Origin of the sequence: Ensifer sp. ENS07 (assembly GCF_014852185.1) — a bacterium.
Classification (GTDB): Bacteria; Pseudomonadota; Alphaproteobacteria; order Rhizobiales; family Rhizobiaceae; genus Ensifer; species Ensifer adhaerens.
In genome coordinates this window covers 302177-328046 of record NZ_JACVBE010000007.1, presented here as the reverse complement: position 1 = coordinate 328046, position 25870 = coordinate 302177, and the positions used below count along the sequence as shown (strand labels likewise).

The window sequence follows — 25870 nt, the reverse complement described above, 5'->3', positions numbered from 1 at the left end:
CTCCTATTCCAAGCGACGTTAAGCCCGGCGCGCCTCCGGCTCGCTGCCCCGTTCGATGCGCTCGAGGATCGGCTTGCCGCCGAGCAGGATGTCGTCGACGATTGCCATCGAAGCGGCGGCGGGATCGTGCCGCTTCAGGGCTTCGACGACCGGGTAGTGGTGGTCAATCATCGCCCGTCCGCCCTCTATGTAAGCATCGGAAATATGTGGTCCCATCCGCAGCCAGAGCCGCCGCAGGATGCTGTTCAGCACCGGCAGCCCGGCGATCTGCGGCAGCAGGAAGTGGAAGGCTTGGTTGAGTTGCGTACCCTTCAGTCGGTCGCCGGCCTCGATTGCTTGTTCGTTTTCGCGCAAGATCCGCTCCAACGCTTCGATATCCGCGCTCGTCGCCACCTGGGCCGCAGTCTCTGCGGCCAGTCCCTCCAGGCGCACCCGGATTGCGCGGATCTCGCGGTAGCGGTTTTCGCTCAAGCCCGGGATGCGGATGTCGCGCGGCGAGCGGAAGATAATCGCCTCGTCATTGGCAAGCCGAAGGATTGCGTCGCGGATCGGCGTAACGCTTGTGCCGAATTGCTCTGCCAGATCCCGGATCTTCAGCCGATCGCCGGGTTGGAACCGTCCCTGGATCAGCGCATCGCACAACGCACCATAGACGACGCTGTTGAGGTTCTCATGATCCAGTGACGTGAATTGAGGCATGGAATTCGTCCGAAAAATGGAATAACAAGATACTTGATGCATCTTTTTCGCTGTGTTTCAAGTATGGCGTGTCGCAGACATCATTCACCGAACGGCTTGGCGCGACAATGTCGTCGTCGTCGTGGTCAGCTGGCGGGCAGAGATTGACGGAAATGCGGGCGACCGCGCCAACGGAGCAAGCATGACGGAGCCATCGCCCACCGCCAAGAACGCCGATTCCATGTCGGCAACATGGAGCGCGACATCGCTTTCCGATGCGGAGGCGGCGGTGAAGCAGGTCTATGACGCGAGCGGCTCGATCAGGCGGCTCTCAAGCGAAAGAGACGAGACCTTTCTTTTTACCCGCTCGGACGGAAAGGACTTCATCCTCAAGATTGCCAATCCCGCCGAAGACCCGGCCTCGCTTGAGTTCCAGGATGGTGCGCTAATGCATCTGGAGGCTGCGGCCCCCAATGTACCGGTGCCAAGGCTCATGCTCACGAAAACCGGAGCGCCGAGCCATACGCTTTCCACCTCCGATGGCCCCCGCGTCATGCGCCTGTTGACCTTCCTCGGCGGCGAACTGCAATACCGCACCTCGGCCTCAGAGACGCAGAGCCGCAACGTCGGCCGGGCGCTCGCACAACTTGGGCTGGGTCTCGAAGACTACAAAGGGCGCCCGCCCGCCGGAAAGTTGATGTGGGACATTTCTCATACACTCGACCTTGTCGCCCTGCTCGACCATGTCGGCATCGAGCGCCGAGCGCAGGTGGAGGCCATACTCGCCGAGTTCGAACGCTCGATGCCGGCGATCGCCGCGATCAAGCGCCGGCAGATCATCCATAACGATTTCAATCCGCACAACATCCTGCTTGATCCGGCAGAGCCGACCAAAGTTGTTGGTATCATCGACTTCGGCGACATGGTGCATGCGCCCTTGGTCAATGACCTTGCCGTCGCCCTCTCCTATCACCTTGCGACCGACAACTGGGCCGCCCGCACCGGCGCCTTCCTCGAAGGCTTCCTGTCGGCGCGCGCGCTGGAGCCGGCCGAAATCGAGCTGCTACCGCTTCTCGCCCGTTCCCGCCTCGCCATGTCCATCATCATCGCGGAGTGGCGTTCCGCACGTTTTCCTGAGAACCGGGCCTATATCATGCGTAACCACGCGACCGCATGCCGCGGCCTGCAGAACATAGTCGATCTCACTCCGGCCGGGCTGAAACGGCTCGCGCCCAACCTTTCCGAGGCTTGATCATGTCGATGGTGAATGCTTTTTCGCGTGCAGATTTCGACCGACTAGACGAGAGCGAGAGGGCGCTTATCGCGCGCCGAGAAAAAGTGCTCGGTCCCGCCTACCGCCTGTTTTACGAAAAACCGCTGCATCTTGTCCGCGGCGAAGGCGTTTTTCTGTACGACACGGCCGGCGAGCGGTATCTCGACGCTTACAACAACGTCGCCTCGCTCGGCCATTGCCATCCGCGCGTGGTGGAGGCAATCACGAAGCAGACGGCCGTGCTTAACACTCACACACGCTACCTGCACGAAGGTATCGTCGCCTATGCCGAGGCGCTGACGGCCACCTTCCCCAAGGCGCTCAGCCAGGCCATGTTCACCTGCACCGGCAGTGAAGCGAACGATCTCGCCGTTCGCATCGCCCGCTTCGTCACTGGGGGTACCGGCATCATCGCGACGGACCTCGCCTATCACGGCCTGACGAGCGCGGTTGCCGAATTCTCGCCCTCGCTCGGCGAATCCGTGACGCTCGGCCCGCATGTGCGCACGGTGCCCGCGCCGGACAGCTACCGTCACTCGCCCGAACAGATGGCGGTAAAATTCGGCCACGACGTGCGCGCCGCAATCGCCGATCTCAAACGTCACGGCATCAAGCCGGCCATGCTGATCACCGATACGATCTTTTCCAGCGACGGCATCTTCGAAGGGCCGAGAGGTTTTCTCAAGCCTGCGGTGGACGCGATCCACGAGGCTGGCGGCCTCTTCATCGCCGACGAGGTGCAGCCCGGGTTCGGTCGAACGGGCGAAACGATGTGGGGTTTTGAACGCCACGGCGTTGCACCCGACATGGTGACGATCGGCAAACCAATGGGTAACGGCTATCCGATGGCGGGTATAGTGCTGCGCCCCGAGGTTATCGCTGAGTTCGGCCCAAAGGCGCGCTATTTCAACACGTTCGGCGGCAATCCGGTCGCCGCCGCGGCCGGCAAGGCAGTGCTCGACACTATCCGCATTGAGGGGCTGCAGCAAAATGCGCTGGAGGTCGGCTCCTACCTGATGGGTGGCCTCAAGAGCCTTTCGGATCGATACCACGCTCTCGGGGACGTGCGCGGTTCCGGTCTCTTCATCGGCGTCGAGATCGTTGCCGACCCTGCCGCCAAGAGCCCTGATGCCGCGCTAACGACCCGGATCGTAAATGGTCTGCGAGATCGCCGCATCCTCATCAGCGCCTCCGGTCCCAATGCCAATGTTCTGAAAATCCGGCCACCTCTCGTCTTTTCTCGCGAGAATGCGGACATGCTGTTGGATGCATTTGGCGACGTGTTGCGGTCTCTCTGAATAGGAGGCTTCGCGCCGCAGTCGATACATTTGCGCAGCGTCGCGAGCCGGGGCCACATTTACAACGTCGCAGAAATGCCACGTCGACGGTGCCCCTCTTGGTTGGCGACAGGCGTGACAAATGACACCCACGCATCAACATTGCTGGAGCGGGAATATCGCGCCTGGAAGGCCTATTCGCCGAACCGTCGTCGTAAAAGGTTGGAGGGCCCCTTGTCACGGTTTCAAGCGACGCCGGCTGTTGGTTGTCGTCTGCTCGCGACACAGAACGACACCAGCACCTCCCCGCCCCCTCTCGCTGAAGGTCGAAAAGTCGAGTGGGCATCGCCCGCGCAAAGCCCCCAGGCGCCACGACAAGGCCAAACCTAGCAATCAGCGCTGCCGCAATCGGGCACTGTAGTCGGACGATCTTCTTCGTGAGGGGCTGTCGTTCGAGGTTGGCGTCAGGGCCCAGTCGAGTGCTTCCGAAGGCGCTACCAATGCGCCGCAGCAGTCCGACACGCTTTGAAAAGGAATTCTAATTGGTCGGTAAGATTTAGTCGTTGGACCGCGTTCGCGCCCTTTCATATCGTTCCCTCAACAAGCAAGGCCACAAGGCAAAAAGGGGAACATCAATGAATCAGATCTCCAAGTGTACTCTTTCGATGGCGCTTTTCGCGGTTACGATGACGGCGGGAGGTTATGCAGCCAATGCCAGCGATATTACCGTTATGGGCTACCGCGGCCCATTTGAAGAAAATTACGTCAAGAGTGTCATCGAGCCCTTCATGAAGGGGCACCCCGACATAAAAGTGACCTACTTCGGCGTCCAGAACGCAGCTACCTCGCTCGGAAACATGCGTGCACAGCGGGACGCTCCGCAGGTCAATGCCGTCATCTATGATCTTTCGGTGGCGAAGATCGCCCAGGAAGAGGGCCTCGTCGCGGATCTCAACACCGACAAGATCCCGAATTACGCCGACATCTCCGAAATCGGCAAGGACCTTGGTGGGGCGGCGATCCCCGTCACATATGATACGCTCTCCCTAATTTATAACCGTGACGCATTTCCCAATCCGCCCACGAGCTGGGAGGCACTTTGGGACCAAAAGCAGGACGGCAAGATTGTTCTGCCGGCACAGGGCGGCGGCGACATCCAGGCAATCCTTCTAACGATCATTGCAAACCGTCTTGCCGGCGAGGACGATTACAAGAAGACAATCGAGCCCGGCGTGGACAAACTGGTTGAACTTGCACCAAGGGTGCAGACCTGGGAGCCGAAACCAGACGCATATACGCTCGTTGGCAACGGTACTGCCACGGTCTCGATCGGTTACAATGCAAGGTCGCAGTTCTTCTTTGATCACACAGAAGGCAGATTGCAGTCCGTCGGTCCAGTCGAGGGCACGGCCTCTCAGATCAACGTTATCAGCGCAATCAAGAATGCTTCCGAGCAGGAGGCAACAGAAACCTTCATCGACTATGCACTGAGCCCCGAGGCCCAGACCGCTTTTGCCAAGGCGATGTTCTATGCCCCGACCAACACCAAGGCCGAGGTCGATGAAGCGACAAGGAAGCGCATTCCTCTCATGGACCCGGCGCAACGCGCAAAGTTGATCAACGTCGACTGGATGAGCATCGGCGACATGCGCGAGAGCATCCTCCAACCATGGCGGCGCCAGATTATTCCGGCTGGGCGATAGTCGAGGAGCGGCTCTGCGAACGCACGCGGGTCGCAGAGGCCTCCACCACACCAACAAACGACGCATCGGCACGCCGCAGAGCACCTGCGATGGCGGCAATCCCGACTTTGCGTCACACGACGACCTCAAATCCTGACGGTGATGATATGCAGATTCAACAGCTGCGCCAGAATGCGCAGGCCGCGGCCGTGCCCGCCGCTACCACGGGTGACCCGGCCTTCCTGAAGCTTAAGGGTGTGACCAAACGCTATGGCGTCGACTACATGGCAGTCGACGATCTCGACATCGATCTCCCGAAAGGGAAGCTCCTTGGGCTGCTCGGACCTTCCGGCTGCGGCAAGACAACGACGCTGAGGATGATCGCCGGCCTTTTGGACATCACCAAAGGCAACATCCTGATCGATGGCGACGACATTTCCCACAGGCCACCGCACAGGCGCGACATCGGCCTGGTCTTCCAGAACTATGCGCTCTTCCCGCACATGACTGTCGCCGAAAACATAGCCTTTGGCCTTGATATGCGGGGTGTGTCCCGCTCTGAAGCCAGGGGCCGCGTTGAAGAGGCGTTGGAAATGGTAAGGCTGCCCGGTTATGGCAGCCGCAAGCCGAAGGAAATGTCGGGTGGCCAGCAGCAGCGCGTGGCATTGGCGCGCGCGCTCGTAATCCGTCCGCGCATTCTTCTTCTCGATGAACCCTTGTCCAACCTCGATGCCAAGCTGCGCGACGATATGCGGATCGAGATCCGTGAAATTCAGCAGCGGCTGCAGATCACGACCGTCTTTGTGACACACGACCAGGTCGAGGCCCTGACCATGTGCGACCTCGTCGGCGTTATGAATCGCGGCAAACTTGCCCAACTCGGCTCGCCCGAAGATATCTACGAGCGCCCTGCCAATCTGTTCGTCGCCGAATTTGTCGGCCGCACTAACGTGATGGACTGCGAGATCGAAGCAGCGGATCGGGTAAGCATCTGCGGCGCTACATTTTTATGTGACACCAAAGGCTTGGTGCAGGGCAAGGCAAAGGCGGCCATCCGTCCGCATCGCGTCAACTTGACCCCGAGCAGGGATCGCAGCCTTGTCAGCATCGCGACCAATTCGACCCACGGCAAGGTCGTCCGTGTGACCTATGTCGGCGATGTCGTGCAATACGACATCGATATTGGCGGAAGCATCCTGACAACGGAAGTCCATACGCGCAGCGCCGGCCACAGCTTCCAAACGGGCGAGAAACTTCTCTGTGAATGGATGCCACAGGATATGCAGGTTTTCGGAGGCTGAACCATGGTAGCGATTACTGCAACGGCGCCCCCCTCGCCCTATCCGCGGATCGGCAAATTCCCATTTGTCTTGATCCTCCTACTTGTCCCAATGGCTGCAATCAATCTGGTTGCCTTCATCTTGCCGGTTGCACGCCTGGCAATGATCTCGTTCATCGAAAGCCGCAGCGGAGGCGTGCTCACCGAAAACTATACGCTGGCGAACTACATCGACTTTTTTACCGACAAGTTCAGCTTCGAACTGATTGCCAACTCGCTCCTGCTCGGGTTTGTGGTGACGTTGGCGACCCTCTTCTGCGCCTACCCGATCGCGCTGTTCCTGCACCGTGTCTCGCCGAAATGGCGCAACCTCCTTTTCGTCATCACCGTCTCGCCGTTGCTCGTCAGCAGTGTCGTTCGCACCTACGGCTGGATGGTGCTTCTCGGTGATCAAGGTGTGGTCAACGGCGTTCTCATGTCGACTGGCATCATCCAGACACCAATTCGGCTCGTGAACAATTCGCTCGGCGTCTACATCGGCATGGTCGAGGTGCTCATTCCGTATATGGCGCTTTCGCTGATATCCGGCTTTGGACGCCTCGACGTGGCGCTTGAGGAAGCTGCGGCCTCGCTTGGCGCCAATAGTTGGACCCGTTTTCGACGCATCATCGTGCCGCTCACCATGCCCGGTGTCGCGCTTGGTTGCCTGCTTTGTTTCGTGCTTGCCATCAGTTCCTTTATCACTCCGAAGCTGCTCGGCGGCGGACGTGTCTTCCTGCTTGCAACCGAGATTTTCGACCAGGCCGTCATCCAACTGGAATGGCCTTCCGCAGCGGCAACTTCCGTAATCGTGCTGATTATCTTCGGGCTGGCGCTCGCGCTCTATTCCCGCGTCGTCAAGCGCTTCGATTGAGAGAAGGGACACTGATCATGATTGGCAGACTGACCTTTCCGTTCAAAGCCCTTGTGGCATGCCTCTATCTGTTCTTGCTGGCACCGATCCTCATCGTCTTGCCCCTGTCGTTCAGCAATGACAGTTTTCTGACCTTTCCGCCGCAGAGCTGGGGACTGCGGTGGTATGCGGCGATGTTTAGCCATCGCGGCCTCATCGACGCACTCTGGGTCAGCCTCGGGGTCGCGACCACGGTGACAATCCTCGGCCTCATCGCCGGCGTTCCGGCCGCATTTGCGATCCGTCGCTATCAGTTCATCGGCCGCGACCTCGTCCTGAACATTTTCACTGCACCGCTTCTTCTGCCTTCAATAGTGCTCGGACTTGCGATCCTGCTCGTCTTCGTTCAGGCCCGCCTGCTTGGCACCTATACAGGGCTCGTCATCGCCCACCTGATCGTCACCACACCCTATGTGATCCGCATCATGCTGACGGCTTTCTCGACCCTGCCGCCATCCGTCGAAGAAGCCGCGACCATGCTTGGTGCATCTCCCTTCACGGTGTTCCGACGTATCACCCTGCCCCTGATGATGCCCGGCTTCGTCGCCAGCGCAGCACTCTCCTTCCTCCTCTCCTTCGATGAGGTGGTGATCTCGCTGTTCATTACCGGACCGCGGATGCGCACTCTGCCTGTCGAAATCTTTGACTATGTCGAAAGCCAGACTGACCCGATGACCGCCGCTGTGTCGGTCGTTCTCGTCGCCGCCACGCTCCTCATCATTTTTCTCATCGAACGCACGCTCGGCCTCTCAAAGACGATCGGCAAAAGCTAACTTCTGCATCGGAGACTATCTGACATGGACAACATCGCGCTCTGGATGTCCCAGCCGCATTTCGGCTTTCTCGAAATCGCGAAGGCCTGCGGCGTCAAGCAGCTCGTCATCGAACTCGAGCACGGAACTTTCGATCTCGGTACGCTCGACCAGTTCCTGGCCTTCAGCAAATCGCTTGGAATTCCAGCCCTTACCAAGGTCATCGCCCCAACGACCGAAGCCATCCAACAGGCGCTTGATTTCGGCTCCGACGGGGTGATCCTGCCGCATATTCTGGGCGTCGATCATGCCCGCGAAGTATCCAAGGCCGCGAAGTATCCGTTGCTCGGTATCCGCTCTTACGCCGGCGGTCGGGTCTTCGGTTACGCCCGCCCGTCGAGCGACGCCTTCGACCGAGAGAACAGACGCACAAAGTGCTATGCGATGATCGAAACCGCCGAAAGCCTTGCGGATGTCGAGAAAATCATCGCGCTCGACACAGTTGATGGCCTATTCCCCGGCCCATCGGACCTGGCCCTTGCCCGCGGCCGTGGCGCCTATGCATTCAACGATGGCGACCGCAGCGACCTCGCCCGTATCGCACGGGCCGCCCGTGAAGCGGGCAAGAGTTGGGTGATGCCCGCCTGGACGCCGGCAGAACGAATATTCGCTCTGGAGCATGGCGCCGAAATGCTCGTCGTCGCGACGCAAACGATGACGCTGCGCGCCGGCATCATGTCCACAATCAATGCACTCAAGCACGAAAAAATCGTCGCCTGACGCGGGTGACGAGAGCCTTATTGGAGGAAGACCATGAAAATCAGCCTGATACAGACCAACCCCCAGGACAACCGCGACGTCAATCTCAAGATTACCCGTGATCTGATGGTCGAGGCTATGAGGGTCGATCAGCCCGACCTGATCGTGTTGCCGGAATATTTCGAGGTCTATGGCACCACCACCGAACAAAAGCTCGCGCTGGCAGAACCAGCAGGGGGCGCTGCTTACAGGATGGCGCAAGACTTTGCCCGGGAAAACAACGTGTTCGTGCATGCCGGCACCATCATGGAAAAGGTCGAGGGCGAGAACCGCATCTACAACACCAGCTTCGTGTTCAACCGCCAGGGCAAGGAAGTGGCGGCCTACAGAAAAATCCACATGTTCGATATCGTTGCGCCGGACGGCACAGCCTATAAGGAATCGGCAACCGTCAAGCCGGGCGAAGACATCGTCACATACGATCTGGACGGCCTCAAAGTAGGATGCGCGATCTGCTACGACATCCGCTTCTTCGAACTGTTCCTGCAACTCGAAAAGGCTGGCTGCGACGTTATCGTACTGCCTGCAGCGTTTACGCTCCAGACCGGCAAGGATCACTGGGAAGTCCTTGCGCGCGCCCGCGCCATCGAAACGCAAACCTACTTCGTCGCCTGCGGCCAAACCGGCAGCGTCACGGTCAATGGTGAAAAGCGTGCCTGCTACGGGCATTCGCTTGTCTGCGATCCATGGGGGCACACGATCGCGCGCGCTTCGGACCCCGTCGGCTTCGTCACCGCCCGCATCGACACGAAAGAGATCAGCCGGGTGCGCAATCTCATTCCGATGACCCAGCACCGCCGCCTGGCCTGCGCGTAGGAAGGAGGGTTGCCATGTACGTCATCGAGAAAATGCCGGAGCAGATCGCACAAGCCGATCTTGACCTCCTAAGCGGCGTCGAAACTGCAACCGTTGGCCATTGGCGGCTAATGGGCTTTATGGACCGCGCAATCCAGCCGCTCCTGCCCGGTAAACGTGTCGTCGGGACCGCGGTTACGCTTGCCATCGCCGGCCCGGACTCCACGCTACTGCACCACGCAACGGGGTTGTTGCGGCCAGGAGACATTCTCGTCGTCGATAGGCTCGGTGACGACAAATACGCCTGCTGGGGCGGCGGCGTTACGGTTGCCGCAAAGGCTGCGGGCGCCGTGGCCGGTATTGTCGACGGACCATGCACGGACCTGGCTGAAATCCAGGACTCGGATTTTCCGATGTGGTCGCGCGGCCTTTCGCCGATTACCACTCGTCTCTACGATCTCGGCGGTGGATTGAACATTCCCGTTAGCTGCGGTGGCGCAGTCGTGATGCCCGGCGATGCAATCCTAGCCGACGAAAGCGGTGTTCTGGTCATCCCGCGTGACGAGGTGCGCGCTGTGTCGGAAGAGGCGTTGCGGCGGCAGGAAACCGGCAAGAAGCGCGAGGCCAGCGTTCGCGACAAGCAGCAGAAACTCGGCGAAATGACAGGGGCAAGCACCAAGGTTCTGGCAAAACTTTCGTGATGACATCGGTAAACCGACGCCCCAGAAGTTGCTCGGGTGTCGGTTTATCAATCATCATGCGCAACGCATGCCTCCTCGAATGTTTCTTCCCATTGAAGCCTCGGAAGGCTACGCTTATTCTGTGTAAATTCAACGCGTTGTGACAATTTCTACGTTCATGATGCTGGGCATACCGTAAAACGGGTGGGGCGCTGTCATGCAATGAATATTCGTTTCCTGGAAACCGTCGTTTGGCTTTCGGAGCTGCGGAGCTTCCGTGTTACGGCCGACCGCATGAACATTACCCCGGCTGCCATCTCCAATCGTATTTCCGCCATTGAGCAGGAACTCGGAATTCGTCTCTTTGAACGCGATACCCGCGACGTGCGCCTGACAAGCGAAGGGCAAACCTTCGTTTCTGGAGCTCGAGACATCATTGATCGCTACAACCGTCTCGTCAGCGACGTCGTCCCTGCCGAGACCATAGAGGGCACAGTGCGGATCGGTATTCTGCCGAGCATCGCTTTGACAATCCTCCCCGGTGTCATTGAGACGCTTCGGGTGCGCTATCCGCGCGTCCGTGTTTCTGTCACGACGGATTCCTCGCAGGCGATTGCCAGCAAACTGGAGCAGCGGGCCTTAGACGTCGTATTGGGCTTCCCGACCGGAGACGTGGATAAGTATTTCGTCAAAGACCTTTGCTCCTTCGGAATGTTTTGGGTCGCAAACGGCGGATTTGAATGCGATGAGGGTCCCATGGCGATTAGTGACCTCTCCATGCATCCAATAATTTCCTACGAGACCGGCACCTACAACCATGGAAGACTATTCAAGTATTTGTCGGGCCATCTAATAGAAGACAGCATTATTCACTATTCAAACTCACTATCCACCACGATTAATATGGTAACCGCAGGGATTGGCATCGCTGTTCTGCCCCCAATCGTGATTCAGAATGAACTTAGATCAGGTACCTTGAGGGTCTTGAAAGTTTCACCTGCTTTTCCGCCGACAAACTACTTTGCGCTGTTTATGCGAAATCCCTCTTCCCGCCTATCTTCTCTCGTAGCATCGATCGCATGCGATGTTGCCAATGACTTTTGCGCGCTTTACAGCGACGCCCTCGCATCGAGCGTGCTGAAGCAAGTTGATAACTATTGAGCCGAATATCATTTGAGGCGACCGCACCTCGCCACGAGCAAACTCCGCAGCAACAATGGGAGCGTCCAGCAGGCGCCATCAAGAATGTCGAGGAAGCGCATTTTGCTGCGCCGATGGAAGCGAATGAACTTCGCGAGCACCAATACGTTCCGTCATATCGCAGCCTAACACTTTTCCGAGCAGACCGCTCTCAAACTACCGATTGACGCTTAGGCGAAGACACAGGTAGAACGATCTCTCGAGTTTGCTCGCTAGCTTTGATTGTTGCGCGATTGGCATCGCGCTCTAACGAACCTTCCTTTCAAAATCGCGGTCAGCACCCATGTCTAGGACCGGGGCTTCAATTTTGCTTTGAAAGGAACCGTCACGGCCACCGGCACATTTAAATGCATCCAACGAGGGCATGGTTTCATCCAACCTGATAAGCAGGGTGCCGATGGAGCGATCCCGTCGAAAGAAAAGCGCCTTACCAACGCGCGATAAGCGCGGCTAACCATTCCCCACAGCCAAGGAACCGCAGCACGCGGGTGACCGCAGGTGAGTCCAATGCCATCCTCTAGTGGTCGTCATTGCCGCCTCCATCACAAAGATAGATTGAAGGTAGACAATGAAGAGCTTGGACGAAAAACTTCTTATTATCCTGGGCGCCTTCCACAGTGTTCGATATGGCGTGTCGCCATCCGTCTCACGCGGCGCTGCTGAAAACCACTCCAAAAAGCATGGTCTCGCAGGGGGTGAATACAGCCAGACCCTCGAAGCGGCCATTGGCGCTGGACTTATCGGACTTTCCTCTGACTCATCTCTCTCAATTCGTGCCGCCGGGCGAACGAGACTAGGCAAACGTTAGCCAAGTCTGGGTGCTACACAGAGGAACCGCCCCAACTGGGGCGATACCTCATCCCACGCCATGCTGACATAACCAATGAGATTCACGTTGAGCGTCGGTGCCCAGTCATCGCCCGAGACTTCTAGAAAAACTGGGACCTCGCGGGGCGAATGCAAACGCATAAGCGGGCAGATCACGCCCATGAAAGGCTAATATCTGTACCAGTCTGGTTTCAGAGGGCCGTTCGGATCGACACCCAAGTATCGCGCTTGTTCCTCCGACAAAGTCATCAGAGTGCCCCCCAGTTTGCCCAGATGCAGGCGGGCGACCTTTTCGTCGAGCTGCTTGGGTAGCACGTAGACTTCGTTGTTATAGCTCGCGCCCTTGGTGAAGAGCTCGATCTGTGCCATCACATGGTTGGAGAACGAAGCCGACATCACGAAGGGCGGGTGACCGGTGGCGTTGCCGAGGTTCAAGAGGCGGCCTTCCGAAAGCAGGGTGATGCGCCTGCCCGTCGGGAACTCGATCATGTCGACCTGCGACTTGATGTTCGTCCACTTCAGGTTACGCAGAGCCGAGACCTGGATCTCATCGTCGAATTGGCCGATGTTGCCGACAATCGCCATGTCCTTCATCTCGCGCATATGCTCGATGCGGATAACATCCTTATTCCCAGTTGCCGTGATAAAGATGTCGGCCGAGGTTTAGCCAGAAGACGATCTTTTCGGTCAATAGCCACTTCGTCGGCTGGCTAGATCCTACTTTATGAGCGTACCTGGCGTCGGCCGCGGCACGTGACCAGAGCCCCATTCGCGTGCGTCTTGACCGGCGTGGGTCGCCGCAGGAGGTTCAGTATAGCGACGGCCAAAGGCCGGGAACCGGTACCGACTCCCCCCGGCAAGGCGCTCCGCTCGATCGAGGGGTGTGGAGCAGTCGCGATAGAGCACCCTCCTCCCCTCACTTTCCCGGCCGCGCCAGAGACCGGGCAATATCGACAATGTCGTCCCGTGATGCGGTTGGGTCCTCCTTGTTCCAAGCGACGCCGAGCCCGATCTTCAGATCGACGTCGCGCACTGGCCGAAGCTCGAAACCACGGTTCGGAAGGCCCTTCGTCCACTCCGGCGCAAAGCCGATGCCAAGGCCGGCGGAGACGAGCGATACCAGCGAGAAGGTATCGTCGCAGCTGTACGCGATGTTGCCGGTCAGACCATGGGTCTCGAACATCTCGGAGAAATAGCGCTCCGAGTAGGAGAGGTTCTGACGGGAAAAGGCGATGATCTTCTCTCCCCTCAGATCCTCGAGGTCGATCTCGCTTCGAAGGGCCAGCGGGCTCGTCTTTTCGACTGCCAGCAGATAGCGCTCATGGGCAATTGAGAAGAAGCGCAAAGAGCCGATGTTTTCGACCGGACGGATGAAGCCGAGATTGATCTGGCCGTTTTCCAGTCCGCGGATGATGTCTGAAGTCGAGCCGCTTCTGACATGCAGTGCCACTTCCGGGAATTTCCGACCGATGCGCGAAAGAAACGCTGGCAGGACGCCAATAGTCGCAGGATAGACGGTCCCGATCTTGATTGTCCGCGCCGCCTTGCCGGCAACCGAGCGCGCCACGTCCATCGACAGCCCGACATCGCCGATGATCCGCACGGCCCGATCGTAGAACGCCTCCCCCGCCGGCGTCAGCTCGACCCGGCGGGTAGACCGCTCCAGCAGCCGCACACCGAGTTCCTTCTCCAGCGCCTGGATGTGCGCACTGAGCGCAGGCTGGGCGATACACATCCGCGCCGCTGCCCGATTGAAGTGCAGTTCTTCGGCGACCGCAACGAAATACGAGAGTTGGCGGAATTCCATGCAGGCTCCGATTTGTTCGCCACGTAGTTTCTCAACCGCAGATTTATTGCGGGAATGCGTCTTGTTCGGTTTAGACATGCACGAACGTAAGTCGCGCAATTGTTGCAACCGCTCGGTGTCGAAGATAGGTTGAGCAACAATAGCCGACATAACTTTTGATTTCAATACTCAACTTTCGAAAAAAGAAAGTTTTATGCTCAAACCACCCCAATGCCGAGCTGCACGAGCTCTACTCAATTGGACGCAAGCGGAACTTGCTGAGCACACGGCGATTAGCGCGGTCTCAATTCGAGCGTTCGAAAGAGGTGGCGAAATGCGCGAAAGCAACTTGCGCCTGATCAAACTCACGTTTGAAGCTGCCGGCATCCTCTTCCAGCACGAGGGCGAAGTGACGAGCGGCGGTTTTGGCGTCCGATTTCGGTCTGCTTCCGCAGCAGGCGGCCAGACCGAATAGCCAAGGCTGTTGGCGGGAATAGTTGCAACGGGCCGAGCGTAGTTCCGACCGTCCTAAGCCAGTTCGGTGCAAACGAAATCGCTGAATTGATCCGCGGGATAGGCCGCGGCCAGCGCCAGCCGGATTGTCTGTGAATCTTTGCCGGGCGCATCGAGGACAGCCACGCCCAACTCCAGGGCTTGGTCGAAAGGCAACCGGCCGCGGATCAGTTCCTCCGCCGCGGCTTGCGACAGGACGAGAATGTTGTCGCGCCCATTGTTCTCGTCCGGCTCGACGCGCGGCGGTAACGGATTGGCGTTGGCGTCGAACCCGCTTGTCGTCGGATGGAAATAGCCCCAGGTCCGGCTTTCGATCATCAGCACGTAGAAATCCGGAAGGCTTGCAAGCCTTGATGGCGGCAGCACCTGTTCGAGGCGCTGCTGCACCGTCGTCAGAAGCACGGTCGCGTTGTGGCGCGACTGCGTCATGTCGATTTCCACATGCGGATCGAGCTCCGGCAGCAGTCCGGTCTCGATCGCCTGCCTCGTCGACACGGCGACGGCCAGCGCTTCGGGATGCTCGACGGCAAACTCGATCGTCAGTGCGCAAATGGTGCACATGGTGCCCTACCCTCCAAAACCGCCGCGCGTCGATAGGGACCGCGCAATGGTCGCTGCAACATTCTCTCCGCCTTCCGGGCCGTACCCCTTGATCGAGCGGGATCAAGGGGCACGCGGAGAGCCTCAAGCGGTCACGATGTTGAACCAGAACTCGAAGTTGTCGAGCAGGCCGACGAATTCCGAGAGCCTCTTCGGATCGCCCGAAAGCTTGGCCTTTCCTTCGACCACCTGCTTCTCCATGGTGGAGATCCCGAGCATGACGTCGTTGAGATCGGCGCGGGTGGTGACGATCGAGACATCGGCGTTCGGATCGCTCTTGTCCTTGGAATAGTGGATCGCCGAGTTCTCGACGCCGACGGCGTATTTCTCCTTGGTGTCCGTCAGCTCCATGTTGATGGTGATCGTTTTGCCCGCGGCGCGATCGCCGTTGAGCCGCACGCCGAGGAAGTCGAAGAACATCTCGAGCGGCATCGCCTTGATGGTGTCCGGGCTTGCCGTGTTTGGGGTCGGAAGCTTGGTGACGCCTTCGCGCAGTTCCCGCGCGCCCGTCAGATAGAAGTTGCGCCAGGGGCCGGATTCCGACTGGTAGCCGAGCTGCTCATAGGTGTCGGCAAGCAACTGCTTGGCCGCGATGTTGTTCGCATCGGCAAACACCACATGGTTCACTACCTCGGCCACCCAGCGGTAGTCGCCTTTCTCGAAGGAGGCCTTCGCTTGCCTCAGCACATTGTCGGCGCCGCCCATAAAGTCGACGTAGCGTCGGCCAGCTTCCGTAGGGGGAAGTTGGTGCAGATTCGACGGAACGCCGTCGAAGAAGCCGAGGCGCAGGTTATATTGCGCCACCGCGTCGTGGTAGACGGTGCCGTAATAGCTGCGGCAGGCCCAGGTCGTCGCCAGGCCATCCGGCAAGCGGATCACCTCGCCGATTTCCTTCGGAGTCATTCCGCTATTGGCCATGCGCATAACCTGGTCATGCAGATAGCGGAACAGGTCGCGCTGCTTCTTGATGTGCGTGACGACGCGGTCGTTGCCCCAGGTCGGCCAATGGTGCGAGGCAAACAGCACTTCCATCTCGCCGCCGAACATGTCGAGCGCCTGCTGCAGGTACTTCGACCACAGCAGTCCATCACGAACCTTTGCGCCGCGCAGCGTGTAGAGATTGTGCAGCGTGTGGCAGGCATCTTCCGCGGCGCAGAAGGCCTTGTACTTCGGAACATAGAACATGAACTCCGACGGTGCTTCCGAATTGGGCGCCATCAGCACCTGCAGCTCAAGACCGTCGATGACGATCTTCTGCCCGGTTTCAGTCGCCCAGTCGGTCGGAAGGGCAAGCCCGATCTCGCCTGACGATGTCGATTTGCCCAGCCCCCCGTCGACCTGGCCTTGCGGACCGCGCGACAGGAGGTTGCCGTACATGTAGCTGGCGCGCCGGCTCATGGCGTTGCCGGCGATGATATTTTCGCCGACGGCGGCTTCGGTGAAATCGGCAGGCGCGATGATCTTCACCTTGCCGGCATCGATATCGGCCTGGCTGACGAGGCCACGCACCCCGCCGTAATGGTCGACGTGGCTATGGGTGTAGAGCACCGCGACAATCGGCTTGTCGCCAAGCTTCGGGATGACCAGCTCCTTCCACACCGCTGCGGCGGTTTCAGAGCTGACGAGCGGATCGATCACCAGATAACCGGTGTCGGTTCGAAGAATGCTCATGACCGACAGGTCGTAGCCGCGGGCCTGATAGACGCCATCGGCCACGACCTCGAAGAGACCGTGGATCATGTTGAGCTTGGCCATGCGCCACAGGCTCGGGTTGACCGTATCGGGCGCGTCGTCGGCTTCGGATGAGCCGAGGAACTGGTAGACGCTCAGATCCCAGACCGGCGCGCCGTCGGCGTTCTTGATGATCACCGGATCCGGCAGGGAAGCAAGCAGGCCCTTGCGCGAATCCACGAAGTCCTGGACGTCGTCGAAGGGCAGACCGTTGCGATACATCGCGTTGTATTGAAGCGTTGCGTCGGTCGCCGGTTTTGCCTTGGCCCCGGTTTGAGGAACAGGCGGCGCGTCCTGTGCGCTTGCCTGCCCGGCCTTTCCGACGAAGGTGACGGCAAGACCCGCCGATGCCACACCGCGAAGAAAATCTGCTCTGCTGATACCGCTGCTGTCCGACATGCTTCCAGTCTCCCAACCTGTGGTTCTTCAGAAAAACAGGGAAACGGTAGGGCGGCATGCGTCCTTAGGAAGTACGTAACGGTTACATCGGCGGTAAAATGGCCAATTTCGCCGATCACAGTGCCGTGATGGCCTAAGACAACTTAAAGTCTAAAATTGATCTGTTGGAAGGCTGCGGGGCGCCACTCGCCGCTCTTTCACCTGAAATCGCGCGTCTTTACCTTGATCTGATCGAGATGAAGATAGGGATCGACGATGTCGCGCGGTCGCGGCCCTTTTGGCAATCCACGCGGGTCGGGCGCCGGCGCCCCGTGATGGAACTCGTCTCCTCGTCCATGCGGAAGCGGAAAGCTGACATCGCGTTCACCAACGCTTGCAAGCCCGTCGGATAGATCGGTCAGCCGGTGAGCGACCAGATGTACAACCTCGCCTTCGCGCTGGATCCGGCCATAAACGCCGAGCATGCCGGCGCCGAGGACCACGCGGCGATAGTTTTCGAAGGTCTTGGCCCAGACAACCAGATTGGATGATGCCGGTCTCGTCCTCGATGGTGATGAACATCACGCCCTTGGCCGAACCCGGTCGCTGCAGGACGAGCACCAGGCCCGCGGCCTCCAGCCACTTTCCGTCAGGCGTCTGCATTGCCTCCCGGCAGGAGACGATACGACGTTTCGAAAGATCCGTGCGCAGAAAGGAGAGGGGATGGCTGCGCAGTGTCAGTCCGACGTGGCCATAGTCCTCGACCACCTCACTTCCCGACGTCATGGCCCTGAGCGTCACGGACGGCTCGTCGAGCTCGGCGACGGTCCGGCTTTCACGGGCGGACGCGGCCGCAAACAGCGGCAGCGGCTCGTCGCGCAATGCCTTGATCGCCCAGAGCGCCTCCCGCCGCGCGAGCCCGAGCGAAGGCTGAAACGCATCGGCCTCGGCAAGCTGGACGAGCGAGGCTGCCGGAACCCCTGCCCGACGCCAGAGATCGTCGACGGTCTCGAAAGGTCGTTCATCGCGCACAACGACAATCGCCGCAGCGTCGACATTGGCCAGCCCCTTGACCATGCGAAGACCAAGACGGACGGCAAAGCGACTTTCATCCGCTGTTGCCTCAAGCGTGCAATCCCAGCGGCTGGAGTTGACGCAGACCGGCCGGACCGCAACACCGTGGTCGCGCGCATCGCGCACGATCTGGGCCGGTGCGTAAAAAATCCATTGGCTGGACGTTCAAAAGCGCCGCGCAGAAAAGACGTCCGGTTGCCAGCATTTGAGCCACGAGGAGGTGTAGGCGATCAGCGCGAAGGACGCGGCATGCCTTTCGGGAAAGCCGTAGCTGCCGAAACCCTCGAGCTGCTTGAAGGTCTTAATCGCAAAGTCCGGCTCATAGCCGTTTGCGACCATTCCCCGAACAAGCTTCTCGCCGAACTTCGAAACACCGCCGGTATGCTTGATCGGTCCGTCAAGAATGAAGCGTATCGGAGCTTTCAGCAAAGCGCCGCCTCAGCGGGAAAGCGGGAATTCGCGTCACACGACGGGCGGAAAAAGGGCCGCCGCAGGAGCTTCAACATAGTGGCCCGAAGGGGAAGAGGGATCGACTGCCCCCGTCCGTCGCGTTCCGTGTACACTCTTTGTTTTCGAGCGACTGGCCGCGCGATAAAGCAAGTTACATTTTAAATTGGACGGAATTCTGCTTTAAATTGGACGCCAATGGAGTTAACATTGGCCGCATGACCGATACAAATCGCCCGAACACACTCATCCAACGCAAGGTCCGCTCCATGGTCGAGACGGCGCTGTCGGACACGCGCGTCGTTCTCGTCGCCGGACCAAGGCAGGCAGGAAAAACCACCCTTGCGCGACAGTTCTCTGGAACAGAGCGGCCGTACTACACCCTTGATGACGCCGGCACACTCAGCGCCGCCAAATCCGATCCTGTAGGCTTCGTTCGCGGCCTCGACCGAGCGGTAATTGATGAAGTTCAGCGTGCGCCTGAGTTAATGCTTGCGATAAAGGAAAGCGTAGATCGCAGCGATGAGCCGGGCCGCTTCCTCCTCACAGGTTCAGCAAACCTCGCCACCGTGCCGGCGGTGGCAGACTCTCTTGCCGGCCGCATGGCCCTAATTTCGTTGCTGCCATTTGCACAGGCTGAAATCCGATCGACCCCAGGCCGCTTTCTTGATCGCATTTTTGCGGGAGAGGTGCCCGTGATCGCGGACGGACTTTTGCTCGGCGACGACCTTGTTGAGACGGTTGTACGTGGAGGGTACCCTGAGGTCGTACGCAGGACGCAGCCCGGCCGGCGCACCGCGTGGCTTGAAGACTACGTGGCGCTTATCCTTGACAGAGATGTGCGCGACATTGCCAACATCGATCAGGTGGGCAGGTTGCCGCACCTCCTTAATGTTCTTGCAGAGCATGCGGGACAGTTGGTCAATCATAGCGGATTCGGCTCGGCCCTCGGACTATCCAGTGTCACCGCTCAAAAGTATGTAGCAATCCTTGAGCGACTCTTCCTTGTCCGAACCCTCGCGCCATGGTCCAACAACCGGCTTAGTCGCCTGGTAAAAACACCAAAGTTGCATTTTCTCGACACTGGCCTGCTCGCAACCCTGCGCGAAGACGATGTCAACAGTATCCGTAAAAACAAGACGCGTTTCGGTCCTTTGCTCGAGAGCTTCGTCGCATCAGAACTCCTAAAGCTTGCATCATGGTCCGAACGCCGACTTTCGTTCTCTCACTATCGGACGAAGGATCAGATCGAGGTCGATGTTGTTGTCGAGGACCGGCGCGGTCGCGTCGTCGGCATCGAGGTCAGGGCATCGTCGACGGTCAAGGCTGAAGACTTCAAAGGGCTTCGTCAGTTACAGGAGGCGGTAGGCGACCGCTTCCTGCACGGCATCGTTTTGCACGATCACGACCGCGTGACGCCATTTGGCGAAAAATTGCACGCCGCTCCGCTTTCGGTCCTATGGACGATGTAAAATCACGAGATACTTATTATGGAACTTGAATCCTCAAAACTCGTCGGGTTCACGACACCTGGCCGTTCAATGCGAAGTTGGCCCTCACCGAAAATCCCGCGTCTTCACCTTGATCTGATCGAGATGCAGATAGGGATCGACGATATCGCGCGGCCGCGGTCCCTTCGGGATACCGCGCGGATCGGGCGCCGGCGCCCCACGATGGAACTCGTCACCTCTTCCATGCGGAAGCGGAAAACTGGCGTCCCGATCGCCCACGCTTGCAAGTTCGCCGGATAGGTCGGTCAGCCGATGGGCAACGAGGTGAACGACCTCGCCTTCCCGTTGAATGCGCCCATAGACGCCGAGCATGCCGGCGCCGAGGACCGCGCGGCGAAACGTCTCGAAGGTCTTTGCCCAGACGACGAGATTGGCGATGCCGGTTTCGTCTTCGATGGTGATGAACATCACGCCCTTGGCAGAACCCGGCCGCTGGCGCACGAGCACCAGACCTGCGGCTTCGAGCCATTTTCCATCCCGGGTCTGCATCGCCTCCTTGCACGTGACGATGCGACGCTTCGTCAGATCGGCGCGCAGGAACGAGAGGGGATGGCTGCGTAGCGTCAAGCCGACATGCCCATAGTCCTCAACCACTTCGCCGCCCGCAGTCATCGGCCTTAGCGCCACTGATGGCTCATCCAGTTCCGCGACCGTCCGGCTTTCACGCTCAGAGGCCGCGGCAAAGAGCGGCAGCGGCTCGTCGCGCAGCGCCTTGATCGCCCAGAGTGCCTCGCGTCGCGCAAGCTTGAGCGAAGGTTGGAAGGCATCGGCTTCGGCAAGCTGGACCAAAGAGGCGGCCGGAACGCCTGCCCGGCGCCAGAGATCGTCGACGGTCTCGAAAGGCCTTTCGTCGCGCGAGGCAACGATTGCCGCGGCGTCAGCGTTCGCCAGCGCCTTGACCATGCGAAGACCAAGGCGAACGGCAAAGCGGCTTTCATCCCCCGTTGCCTCGAGCGTGCAATCCCAGCGGCTGGCGTTCACACACACAGGCCGGACCTCGACGCCATGGTCGCGCGCGTCCCGCACGATCTGGGCCGGGGCGTAAAAGCCCATCGGTTGGGCATTCAGAAGTGCTGCGCAGAAGACATCCGGATGCCAGCATTTGAGCCAGGAGGAGGCATAGGCAATCAGCGCGAAGGACGCGGCATGGCTTTCCGGAAACCCGTAGCTGCCGAAACCTTCGAGCTGCTTGAAGGTCTTAATCGCAAAGTCCGGCTCATAGCCGTTTGCGACCATGCCCCGGACGAGCTTCTCGCCGAACTTCGAAACACCGCCGGTATGCTTGAAGGTCGCCATGGCGCGTCTCAGTTGATCGGCCTCGCCCGGCGTGAAACCGGCGCATTCGATGGCGACCCGCATCGCCTGTTCCTGGAATAGCGGCACACCGAGCGTCTTTCCAAGCACCTGCTCCAGTTCGGGCTTAGGATAGACGACCGCCTCCTTGCCCTCGCGCCGGCGAAGATAGGGATGCACCATGTCGCCTTGGATCGGGCCGGGGCGCACGATCGCCACCTCGATGACGAGGTCATAGAAGGTGCGCGGCTTGATCCTCGGCAGCATCGACATCTGTGCGCGGCTCTCGATCTGGAAGGTGCCGAGCGTGTCGGCACGCCGGATCATGGCGTAAGTGCGCGGATCTTCGGCCGGGATGCTCGCGAGATCGAGATTGATGCCCTTGTGTTCGGCGAGCAGATCAAAGCCGCGCTTCATGCAGGAGAGCATGCCGAGCGCCAGGCAATCGACCTTCATGAACTTCAGGATATCGATATCGTCCTTGTCCCATTCGATCACCTGCCGGTCAGCCATGGCTGCGGGCTCGATCGGGACGAGTTCGTCGAGGCGATCGTTCGTCAGGACGAAGCCACCCGGATGCTGCGACAGGTGACGCGGCGCCCCCATCAGCTGCCGGGCCAGATCGAGCGTGAGGCGCAGGCGCCGATCGGACAGGTTGAGATTGAGCTCCTCGGCATGTTTTTCGCCGATGTCCTCGCCCCAGCCCCAGACCTGCGACGACAGCATCTTCGTCATGTCCTCGGGCAGTCCCAGCGCCTTGCCGACATCGCGGATGGCGCCTTTCGACCGATAGCGGATGACCGTGGAGCAAAGGGCCGCATGATCACGGCCATAGGTCTCGAAGACCCATTGCATGACGATCTCGCGGCGCTCGTGCTCGAAGTCGACATCAATGTCAGGCGGCTCGCGCCGTTCCTCGGAAACGAAGCGCTCGAAGAGGAGGTCGTTGATTTCAGGGTCGATCGAGGTGATGCCGAGCACATAACAGACAGACGAATTGGCGGCCGATCCTCTGCCCTGGCATAGAATGTCCCTTGAACGGGCAAAACGCACGATCGAATTCACTGTCAGGAAGTAGGGCGCATACAGAAGCTTCTCGATCAGCCGCAGTTCGTGCTCGAGGTTCTTGCGGACTTTTTCCGGCAACCCTTCTGGGTAACGCCCGGCTGCACCTTCCCAGGTCAGTTGCGCCAGTGTCTCTTGGGCTGTCAGTGCAGGATTGGATCGCTCCTCCGGATATTGATAGGCGAGCTCGTCGAGCGAAAACCGGCACCGCTCCAGGATCTCGATGGTGCGGGTAAGCGCTTCAGGGTAGCGCGCAAAGAGCCGCGCCATTTCCTCGGGCGGCTTCAGGTAGCGATCGGCGTGGCGCTCGCGGCGGAAACCGGCCTCGTCGATCGTGATGTTGTGGCGAATGCAGGTGACGACATCCTGCAGGATGCGCCGCTCCGGCACATGAAACAGCACGTCGTTGGTGACGACCGTTGGCACGCCGACTGAAGCTGCCAGGTTGGAGAGCTGATGAAGGCGCAGCTGGTCGTTCGGCCGGCGGCGGAGTGTCAGCGACAGGTAGGCGCGGTCGCCGAATTCTTGCCTCAGACGGCGCAGCTCTCGCGCGCAGTCCTCGTCAGCGGCATCGGGAAGGAGAACCGCGATCAGTCCCTCGCCATAGGCAACGAGATCGGACCAGGCAAGCCGGCATTTCGCCTTGCCGCCGCGCTTCTTGCCGAGCGACAGCAGCCGGCAAAGCCGCGCATAGGCCGGCCGGTCGGTCGGAAAGACGAGGACCGATAGATCGCCTTCAAGATCGAGGCGGCAGCCGACGACCAGCCGCACGCCGACATCCTTGGCCGCCTGGTGCGCTCGCACGATGCCGGCGAGGCTGTTGCGATCGGCAATGGCCAGCGCCTCGAGCCCAAGTTCGGCGGCACGTTGGAATAGCTCTTCGCAGGAGGATGCGCCGCGCAGGAAGGAGAAATGCGACGTCACCTGCAGCTCGGCATAAAGCGGCGTCGTCATCCGAAAATCCCGTGCAGGAACCATTGGTGGCTGCCGGTCTCGCTGTGTTCGCCGTCGCCGGCGCGATAAATCCAGTAGCGCTCGCCGGCGTCATCCTCGACCTGGAAATAGTCGCGTACGGCGACGAGCTCGGCATCGCGCTTCCACCATTCGCCGAAGACGCGTTCGGGGCCGTCGGCACGTTTCACCCGTCGGCGCACACCACGCCATGTGAAACTGACCGGCGGATGATCGGGCAGAAGCGCCATCGTCTCGATCGCTTCAGGATGGAGAAGCAAGCGCACCGGTCTTGGCCAATGGCCGGGCCAGGCGAGACCTTCGTCCGGCGCCATCGGCGCGATGCGGTTGATGGAGCGTTCGGGCACGTCGCTGGCGACCGGTTGAAAACGATACAGCCGGCGTGCGCCGATGCGGTTTCCCAGGATGTCGATCAGGCCGGAAACATCGGCCTCCGGTTCCTCGACCAGCGAGGAAACGACCTGTCTTGCCACCAGCGGCTCGGCGTGGGTTGCCGTCAGCGACATGATTTCGATCCCGAAGCCCGGATCGATCGTCTCGATCCTATCAGTGATGAGCCGGATCAGGCGCTTGGCGTCGCGAACGGGCGTCGCGGTGCCTGCGCGGATCGCCTGGTAGGTGTTATCAACGCGATGGAAGAGAAGGTCGACGCGCCGCGCGCCGAGGCCTCTTTCTTCCAGTACCAGACAGAGCGCGCCCACAAGCTTCGCGGCATAGCGCGCAATCGTCTCGGCGGCCGCAATCGGTTCACCGAAGGAACGGCGAACTTCGATAAGTTCAGGCGTGCGGACCGGATCGATCGGCTCGGCAACCTTTCCCATGGCCTGGTCGATGCGACGGCCAAGTTCGGGTCCAAATCGAAGGGCAAGCGGCGCCCGCGGCACGCCGGCCACCTCACCGATCGTGTTGAAGCCCAGCGCGCGAAGGCCATGGACGATTGCAGGATCGAGGCGAAGCGCTGCGACGGGCAGGTTACGGATGGTTTCCTGCTGCGCCCCCGGAGCGACAACCAGCGTCGGATGAGCGAGAAACCGGGCGCCGGCATGGGCCGCCCCCCAGGTATCGGCAACCGCAGCCCGCGCCTCGATGCCGGATCCGAAGAACCGGTTGACCATGCCTGACAGCATCAGGTCCTCGCCGCCATGCAGGTGATCGGCACCGGTCGTATCGATCACCAGGCCATCGGGCGGATCGGCGGCTACGATCGGTGCATAGCGCTGCAGCGCCCAGAGCGCCAGGCGTTCGAGCGCTTCTTCATCGGCGGCCGGATCGGCATCCATGACGACAAGACCTGCGGCGAGCGCCTGGGCTTTCGTGGCGGCCATGCGGGGTCTCAGGCCTGCGGCAATCGCCGCGGCATTTACCGAGAGCACCACACGCCTTCGCTGTTCGCGACCGACGAGGACGAGAGGCGTTTCAGCCGGCGGCGCTGCGTCGCCGAGCTTGCGCCTCAGGCGATCCGTGGGCCAGCTCGGAAGGAAGAGCGATACGACCCTTGGCATCTGGGGCCTCCACTTCGAAATCTGCACTTTCGCCGGCACGGCAGCGGATGAGTTCGACGAGCCAGCGCGCGCGGCCGACGCCTGGAACCGGCAAGGGGACGGACGGCATGACGGACACGCGCCAGCGCGTGACCGATGCCGTCGGCTGCCCGAAATCCGAGGCTTCGGCCTGTCGTCGCCAGCGGCGGATCGCAATGCCCAACGTGCCGGAACTCTCGGCTGCAAGCTGCAAGCGGCGCGAGGCGGTCATCGAAAGGCGCGCGAGCTCGCCGACGACGGCACCGAGGCCGCCGTGGCGAAGCCCCTCTTCCATGCAGGAAAGAAGCGCCTTTTCGTCGCCGGCCTCCACATAGATGACGCGGCTCGGCGAAAGACCGACTTGAGCCAGCGCCGGCGCAAAGAGATCGGGCCGCGTCACACACCAGAGCACCTTGCCTTTCGAGCGGGCGGCAATGCCCGCGCAAAAGAGTGCCGCCGCCGCGCCGTCGATCGCACCGTTGCCGCCGCCGGCGACCTCATGCAACGAGCCGAGTACGAGCCCCCCACCCGGCAATCGCCGATCAATCTCGGTGACACCAAATGGCAGGACCTGTCGTCCACGGCCGCTTGCGCCTTCAAGGCGCTGGATGCGCTCGCGAAGTTCTGAGACGACGGTATTGTCGACTGGACGGGGCATTTTGGAAGGAACAACTCCTTAGGGCTATGCATTAGCGCTTCCTGTTGATATGTTCTCTATTTGTTCCTATTTGGGTTGTGAGTCAACGAAGTTCAGAAAAGAGACTG

19 protein-coding genes and 2 pseudogenes are annotated in these 25870 nt (G+C 60.1%); 12 read left to right on the top strand and 9 right to left on the bottom strand.

The window, feature by feature from the left end:
• Nucleotides 1–18 precede the first annotated feature (18 nt).
• Nucleotides 19–699: a GntR family transcriptional regulator gene (locus tag IB277_RS22480; RefSeq protein ID WP_034800404.1), complete on the bottom strand. Its 681-nt coding sequence runs from the start codon at nucleotides 697–699 to the stop codon at nucleotides 19–21.
• Nucleotides 700–880: 181 nt separating this feature from the next.
• On the opposite strand from IB277_RS22480, the gene IB277_RS22475 reads away from it, so the two are divergent.
• From IB277_RS22475 to IB277_RS22430, 10 genes are all read left to right on the top strand, one after another.
• Complete coding sequence (locus IB277_RS22475) at nucleotides 881–1930, top strand: phosphotransferase enzyme family protein (RefSeq protein ID WP_192371797.1); 1050 nt, start codon at nucleotides 881–883, stop codon at nucleotides 1928–1930.
• Nucleotides 1931–1932: 2 nt separating this feature from the next.
• On the top strand, nucleotides 1933–3249 hold the full coding sequence (locus IB277_RS22470) for an aspartate aminotransferase family protein (protein WP_192371796.1): 1317 nt from the start codon (nucleotides 1933–1935) through the stop codon (nucleotides 3247–3249).
• A 614-nt stretch (nucleotides 3250–3863) separates the two neighbouring features.
• On the top strand, nucleotides 3864–4931 hold the full coding sequence (locus IB277_RS22465; protein ID WP_192371794.1) for an extracellular solute-binding protein: 1068 nt from the start codon (nucleotides 3864–3866) through the stop codon (nucleotides 4929–4931).
• Between the two features lie 263 nt (nucleotides 4932–5194).
• Nucleotides 5195–6211 carry an ABC transporter ATP-binding protein gene (locus tag IB277_RS22460; RefSeq protein ID WP_370689681.1) on the top strand — a complete coding sequence of 339 codons (1017 nt, stop codon included), beginning with the start codon at nucleotides 5195–5197 and terminating at the stop codon, nucleotides 6209–6211.
• Nucleotides 6212–6214: 3 nt separating this feature from the next.
• Entirely contained in the window at nucleotides 6215–7102 is an 888-nt protein-coding gene (locus IB277_RS22455; protein WP_060585493.1) for an ABC transporter permease, read from the top strand.
• Between the two features lie 17 nt (nucleotides 7103–7119).
• The gene (locus IB277_RS22450) at nucleotides 7120–7914 is read left to right on the top strand and encodes an ABC transporter permease (RefSeq protein WP_060585491.1); all 795 of its coding nucleotides are present in this window, start codon (nucleotides 7120–7122) and stop codon (nucleotides 7912–7914) included.
• 24 nt (nucleotides 7915–7938) lie between these two features.
• On the top strand, nucleotides 7939–8673 hold the full coding sequence (locus tag IB277_RS22445) for an aldolase/citrate lyase family protein (protein ID WP_192371793.1): 735 nt from the start codon (nucleotides 7939–7941) through the stop codon (nucleotides 8671–8673).
• Nucleotides 8674–8706: 33 nt separating this feature from the next.
• Nucleotides 8707–9528 carry a carbon-nitrogen hydrolase family protein gene (locus tag IB277_RS22440; RefSeq protein WP_192371791.1) on the top strand — a complete coding sequence of 274 codons (822 nt, stop codon included), beginning with the start codon at nucleotides 8707–8709 and terminating at the stop codon, nucleotides 9526–9528.
• Between the two features lie 14 nt (nucleotides 9529–9542).
• Entirely contained in the window at nucleotides 9543–10208 is a 666-nt protein-coding gene (locus tag IB277_RS22435; protein ID WP_060585486.1) for an RraA family protein, read from the top strand.
• Between the two features lie 201 nt (nucleotides 10209–10409).
• Nucleotides 10410–11348: a LysR family transcriptional regulator gene (locus IB277_RS22430; RefSeq protein ID WP_060585484.1), complete on the top strand. Its 939-nt coding sequence runs from the start codon at nucleotides 10410–10412 to the stop codon at nucleotides 11346–11348.
• Nucleotides 11349–12383: 1035 nt separating this feature from the next.
• Here the strand turns inward: IB277_RS22430 and IB277_RS22425 are convergent.
• Nucleotides 12384–12878 (bottom strand): annotated as a pseudogene (locus tag IB277_RS22425) (adenosylhomocysteinase); the annotation flags it as partial.
• A 253-nt stretch (nucleotides 12879–13131) separates the two neighbouring features.
• Nucleotides 13132–14022, bottom strand: a complete 891-nt coding sequence (locus tag IB277_RS22420) for a LysR family transcriptional regulator (RefSeq protein ID WP_192371790.1) — start codon at nucleotides 14020–14022, stop codon at nucleotides 13132–13134.
• Nucleotides 14023–14335: 313 nt separating this feature from the next.
• Between IB277_RS22420 and IB277_RS38205 the strand changes: the two genes are divergently transcribed.
• Complete coding sequence (locus IB277_RS38205) at nucleotides 14336–14476, top strand: hypothetical protein (RefSeq protein WP_246812790.1); 141 nt, start codon at nucleotides 14336–14338, stop codon at nucleotides 14474–14476.
• A gap of 53 nt (nucleotides 14477–14529) precedes the next feature.
• On the opposite strand, the gene IB277_RS22410 is transcribed toward IB277_RS38205, so the two are convergent.
• The 3 genes and pseudogenes from IB277_RS22410 to IB277_RS22400 all read right to left on the bottom strand — a co-directional run.
• Nucleotides 14530–15075, bottom strand: coding sequence for a hypothetical protein (locus IB277_RS22410; RefSeq protein WP_192371788.1), 546 nt, complete (start codon nucleotides 15073–15075; stop codon nucleotides 14530–14532).
• A 123-nt stretch (nucleotides 15076–15198) separates the two neighbouring features.
• The gene (locus IB277_RS22405; protein WP_192371786.1) at nucleotides 15199–17244 is read right to left on the bottom strand and encodes an alkyl/aryl-sulfatase; all 2046 of its coding nucleotides are present in this window, start codon (nucleotides 17242–17244) and stop codon (nucleotides 15199–15201) included.
• A 197-nt stretch (nucleotides 17245–17441) separates the two neighbouring features.
• Nucleotides 17442–18684, bottom strand: a pseudogene (locus tag IB277_RS22400) (OB-fold nucleic acid binding domain-containing protein); the annotation flags it as partial.
• A 278-nt stretch (nucleotides 18685–18962) separates the two neighbouring features.
• Here IB277_RS22400 and IB277_RS22395 point away from each other — a divergent pair.
• On the top strand, nucleotides 18963–20216 hold the full coding sequence (locus IB277_RS22395; protein ID WP_192371784.1) for an ATP-binding protein: 1254 nt from the start codon (nucleotides 18963–18965) through the stop codon (nucleotides 20214–20216).
• Between the two features lie 84 nt (nucleotides 20217–20300).
• Here the strand turns inward: IB277_RS22395 and IB277_RS22390 are convergent, their stop codons facing one another.
• Genes IB277_RS22390 through IB277_RS22380 form a run of 3 tightly spaced genes read right to left on the bottom strand, consistent with a single transcriptional unit; the run spans nucleotide 20301 to nucleotide 25763 of the window.
• Nucleotides 20301–23567 (bottom strand): error-prone DNA polymerase, encoded by a 3267-nt coding sequence (locus IB277_RS22390; RefSeq protein WP_192371783.1) that lies wholly within the window; start codon nucleotides 23565–23567, stop codon nucleotides 20301–20303.
• Nucleotides 23564–25087: a DNA polymerase Y family protein gene (locus IB277_RS22385; RefSeq protein WP_112977352.1), complete on the bottom strand. Its 1524-nt coding sequence runs from the start codon at nucleotides 25085–25087 to the stop codon at nucleotides 23564–23566. Before IB277_RS22385 ends, IB277_RS22390 begins: the two co-directional genes overlap by 4 nt.
• Entirely contained in the window at nucleotides 25002–25763 is a 762-nt protein-coding gene (locus tag IB277_RS22380; RefSeq protein ID WP_060581441.1) for an ImuA family protein, read from the bottom strand. The genes IB277_RS22385 and IB277_RS22380 overlap by 86 nt, the downstream gene beginning before the upstream one ends.
• Nucleotides 25764–25870 lie beyond the last annotated feature (107 nt).

Excerpts from the sequence above, each read along its gene's own strand:
- IB277_RS22480 (WP_034800404.1), bottom strand. The coding sequence starts at position 699 with ATGCCTCAATTCACGTCACTGGATCATGAGAACCTCAACAGCGTCGTC.
- IB277_RS22475 (WP_192371797.1), top strand. The coding sequence starts at position 881 with ATGACGGAGCCATCGCCCACCGCCAAGAACGCCGATTCCATGTCGGCA.
- IB277_RS22470 (WP_192371796.1), top strand. The coding sequence starts at position 1,933 with ATGTCGATGGTGAATGCTTTTTCGCGTGCAGATTTCGACCGACTAGAC.
- IB277_RS22465 (WP_192371794.1), top strand. The coding sequence starts at position 3,864 with ATGAATCAGATCTCCAAGTGTACTCTTTCGATGGCGCTTTTCGCGGTT.
- IB277_RS22460 (WP_370689681.1), top strand. The coding sequence starts at position 5,195 with ATGGCAGTCGACGATCTCGACATCGATCTCCCGAAAGGGAAGCTCCTT.
- IB277_RS22455 (WP_060585493.1), top strand. The coding sequence starts at position 6,215 with ATGGTAGCGATTACTGCAACGGCGCCCCCCTCGCCCTATCCGCGGATC.
- IB277_RS22450 (WP_060585491.1), top strand. The coding sequence starts at position 7,120 with ATGATTGGCAGACTGACCTTTCCGTTCAAAGCCCTTGTGGCATGCCTC.
- IB277_RS22445 (WP_192371793.1), top strand. The coding sequence starts at position 7,939 with ATGGACAACATCGCGCTCTGGATGTCCCAGCCGCATTTCGGCTTTCTC.
- IB277_RS22440 (WP_192371791.1), top strand. The coding sequence starts at position 8,707 with ATGAAAATCAGCCTGATACAGACCAACCCCCAGGACAACCGCGACGTC.
- IB277_RS22435 (WP_060585486.1), top strand. The coding sequence starts at position 9,543 with ATGTACGTCATCGAGAAAATGCCGGAGCAGATCGCACAAGCCGATCTT.
- IB277_RS22430 (WP_060585484.1), top strand. The coding sequence starts at position 10,410 with ATGAATATTCGTTTCCTGGAAACCGTCGTTTGGCTTTCGGAGCTGCGG.
- IB277_RS22420 (WP_192371790.1), bottom strand. The coding sequence starts at position 14,022 with ATGGAATTCCGCCAACTCTCGTATTTCGTTGCGGTCGCCGAAGAACTG.
- IB277_RS38205 (WP_246812790.1), top strand. The coding sequence starts at position 14,336 with ATGCGCGAAAGCAACTTGCGCCTGATCAAACTCACGTTTGAAGCTGCC.
- IB277_RS22410 (WP_192371788.1), bottom strand. The coding sequence starts at position 15,075 with ATGTGCACCATTTGCGCACTGACGATCGAGTTTGCCGTCGAGCATCCC.
- IB277_RS22405 (WP_192371786.1), bottom strand. The coding sequence starts at position 17,244 with ATGTCGGACAGCAGCGGTATCAGCAGAGCAGATTTTCTTCGCGGTGTG.
- IB277_RS22395 (WP_192371784.1), top strand. The coding sequence starts at position 18,963 with ATGACCGATACAAATCGCCCGAACACACTCATCCAACGCAAGGTCCGC.
- IB277_RS22390 (WP_192371783.1), bottom strand. The coding sequence starts at position 23,567 with ATGACGACGCCGCTTTATGCCGAGCTGCAGGTGACGTCGCATTTCTCC.
- IB277_RS22385 (WP_112977352.1), bottom strand. The coding sequence starts at position 25,087 with ATGCCAAGGGTCGTATCGCTCTTCCTTCCGAGCTGGCCCACGGATCGC.
- IB277_RS22380 (WP_060581441.1), bottom strand. The coding sequence starts at position 25,763 with ATGCCCCGTCCAGTCGACAATACCGTCGTCTCAGAACTTCGCGAGCGC.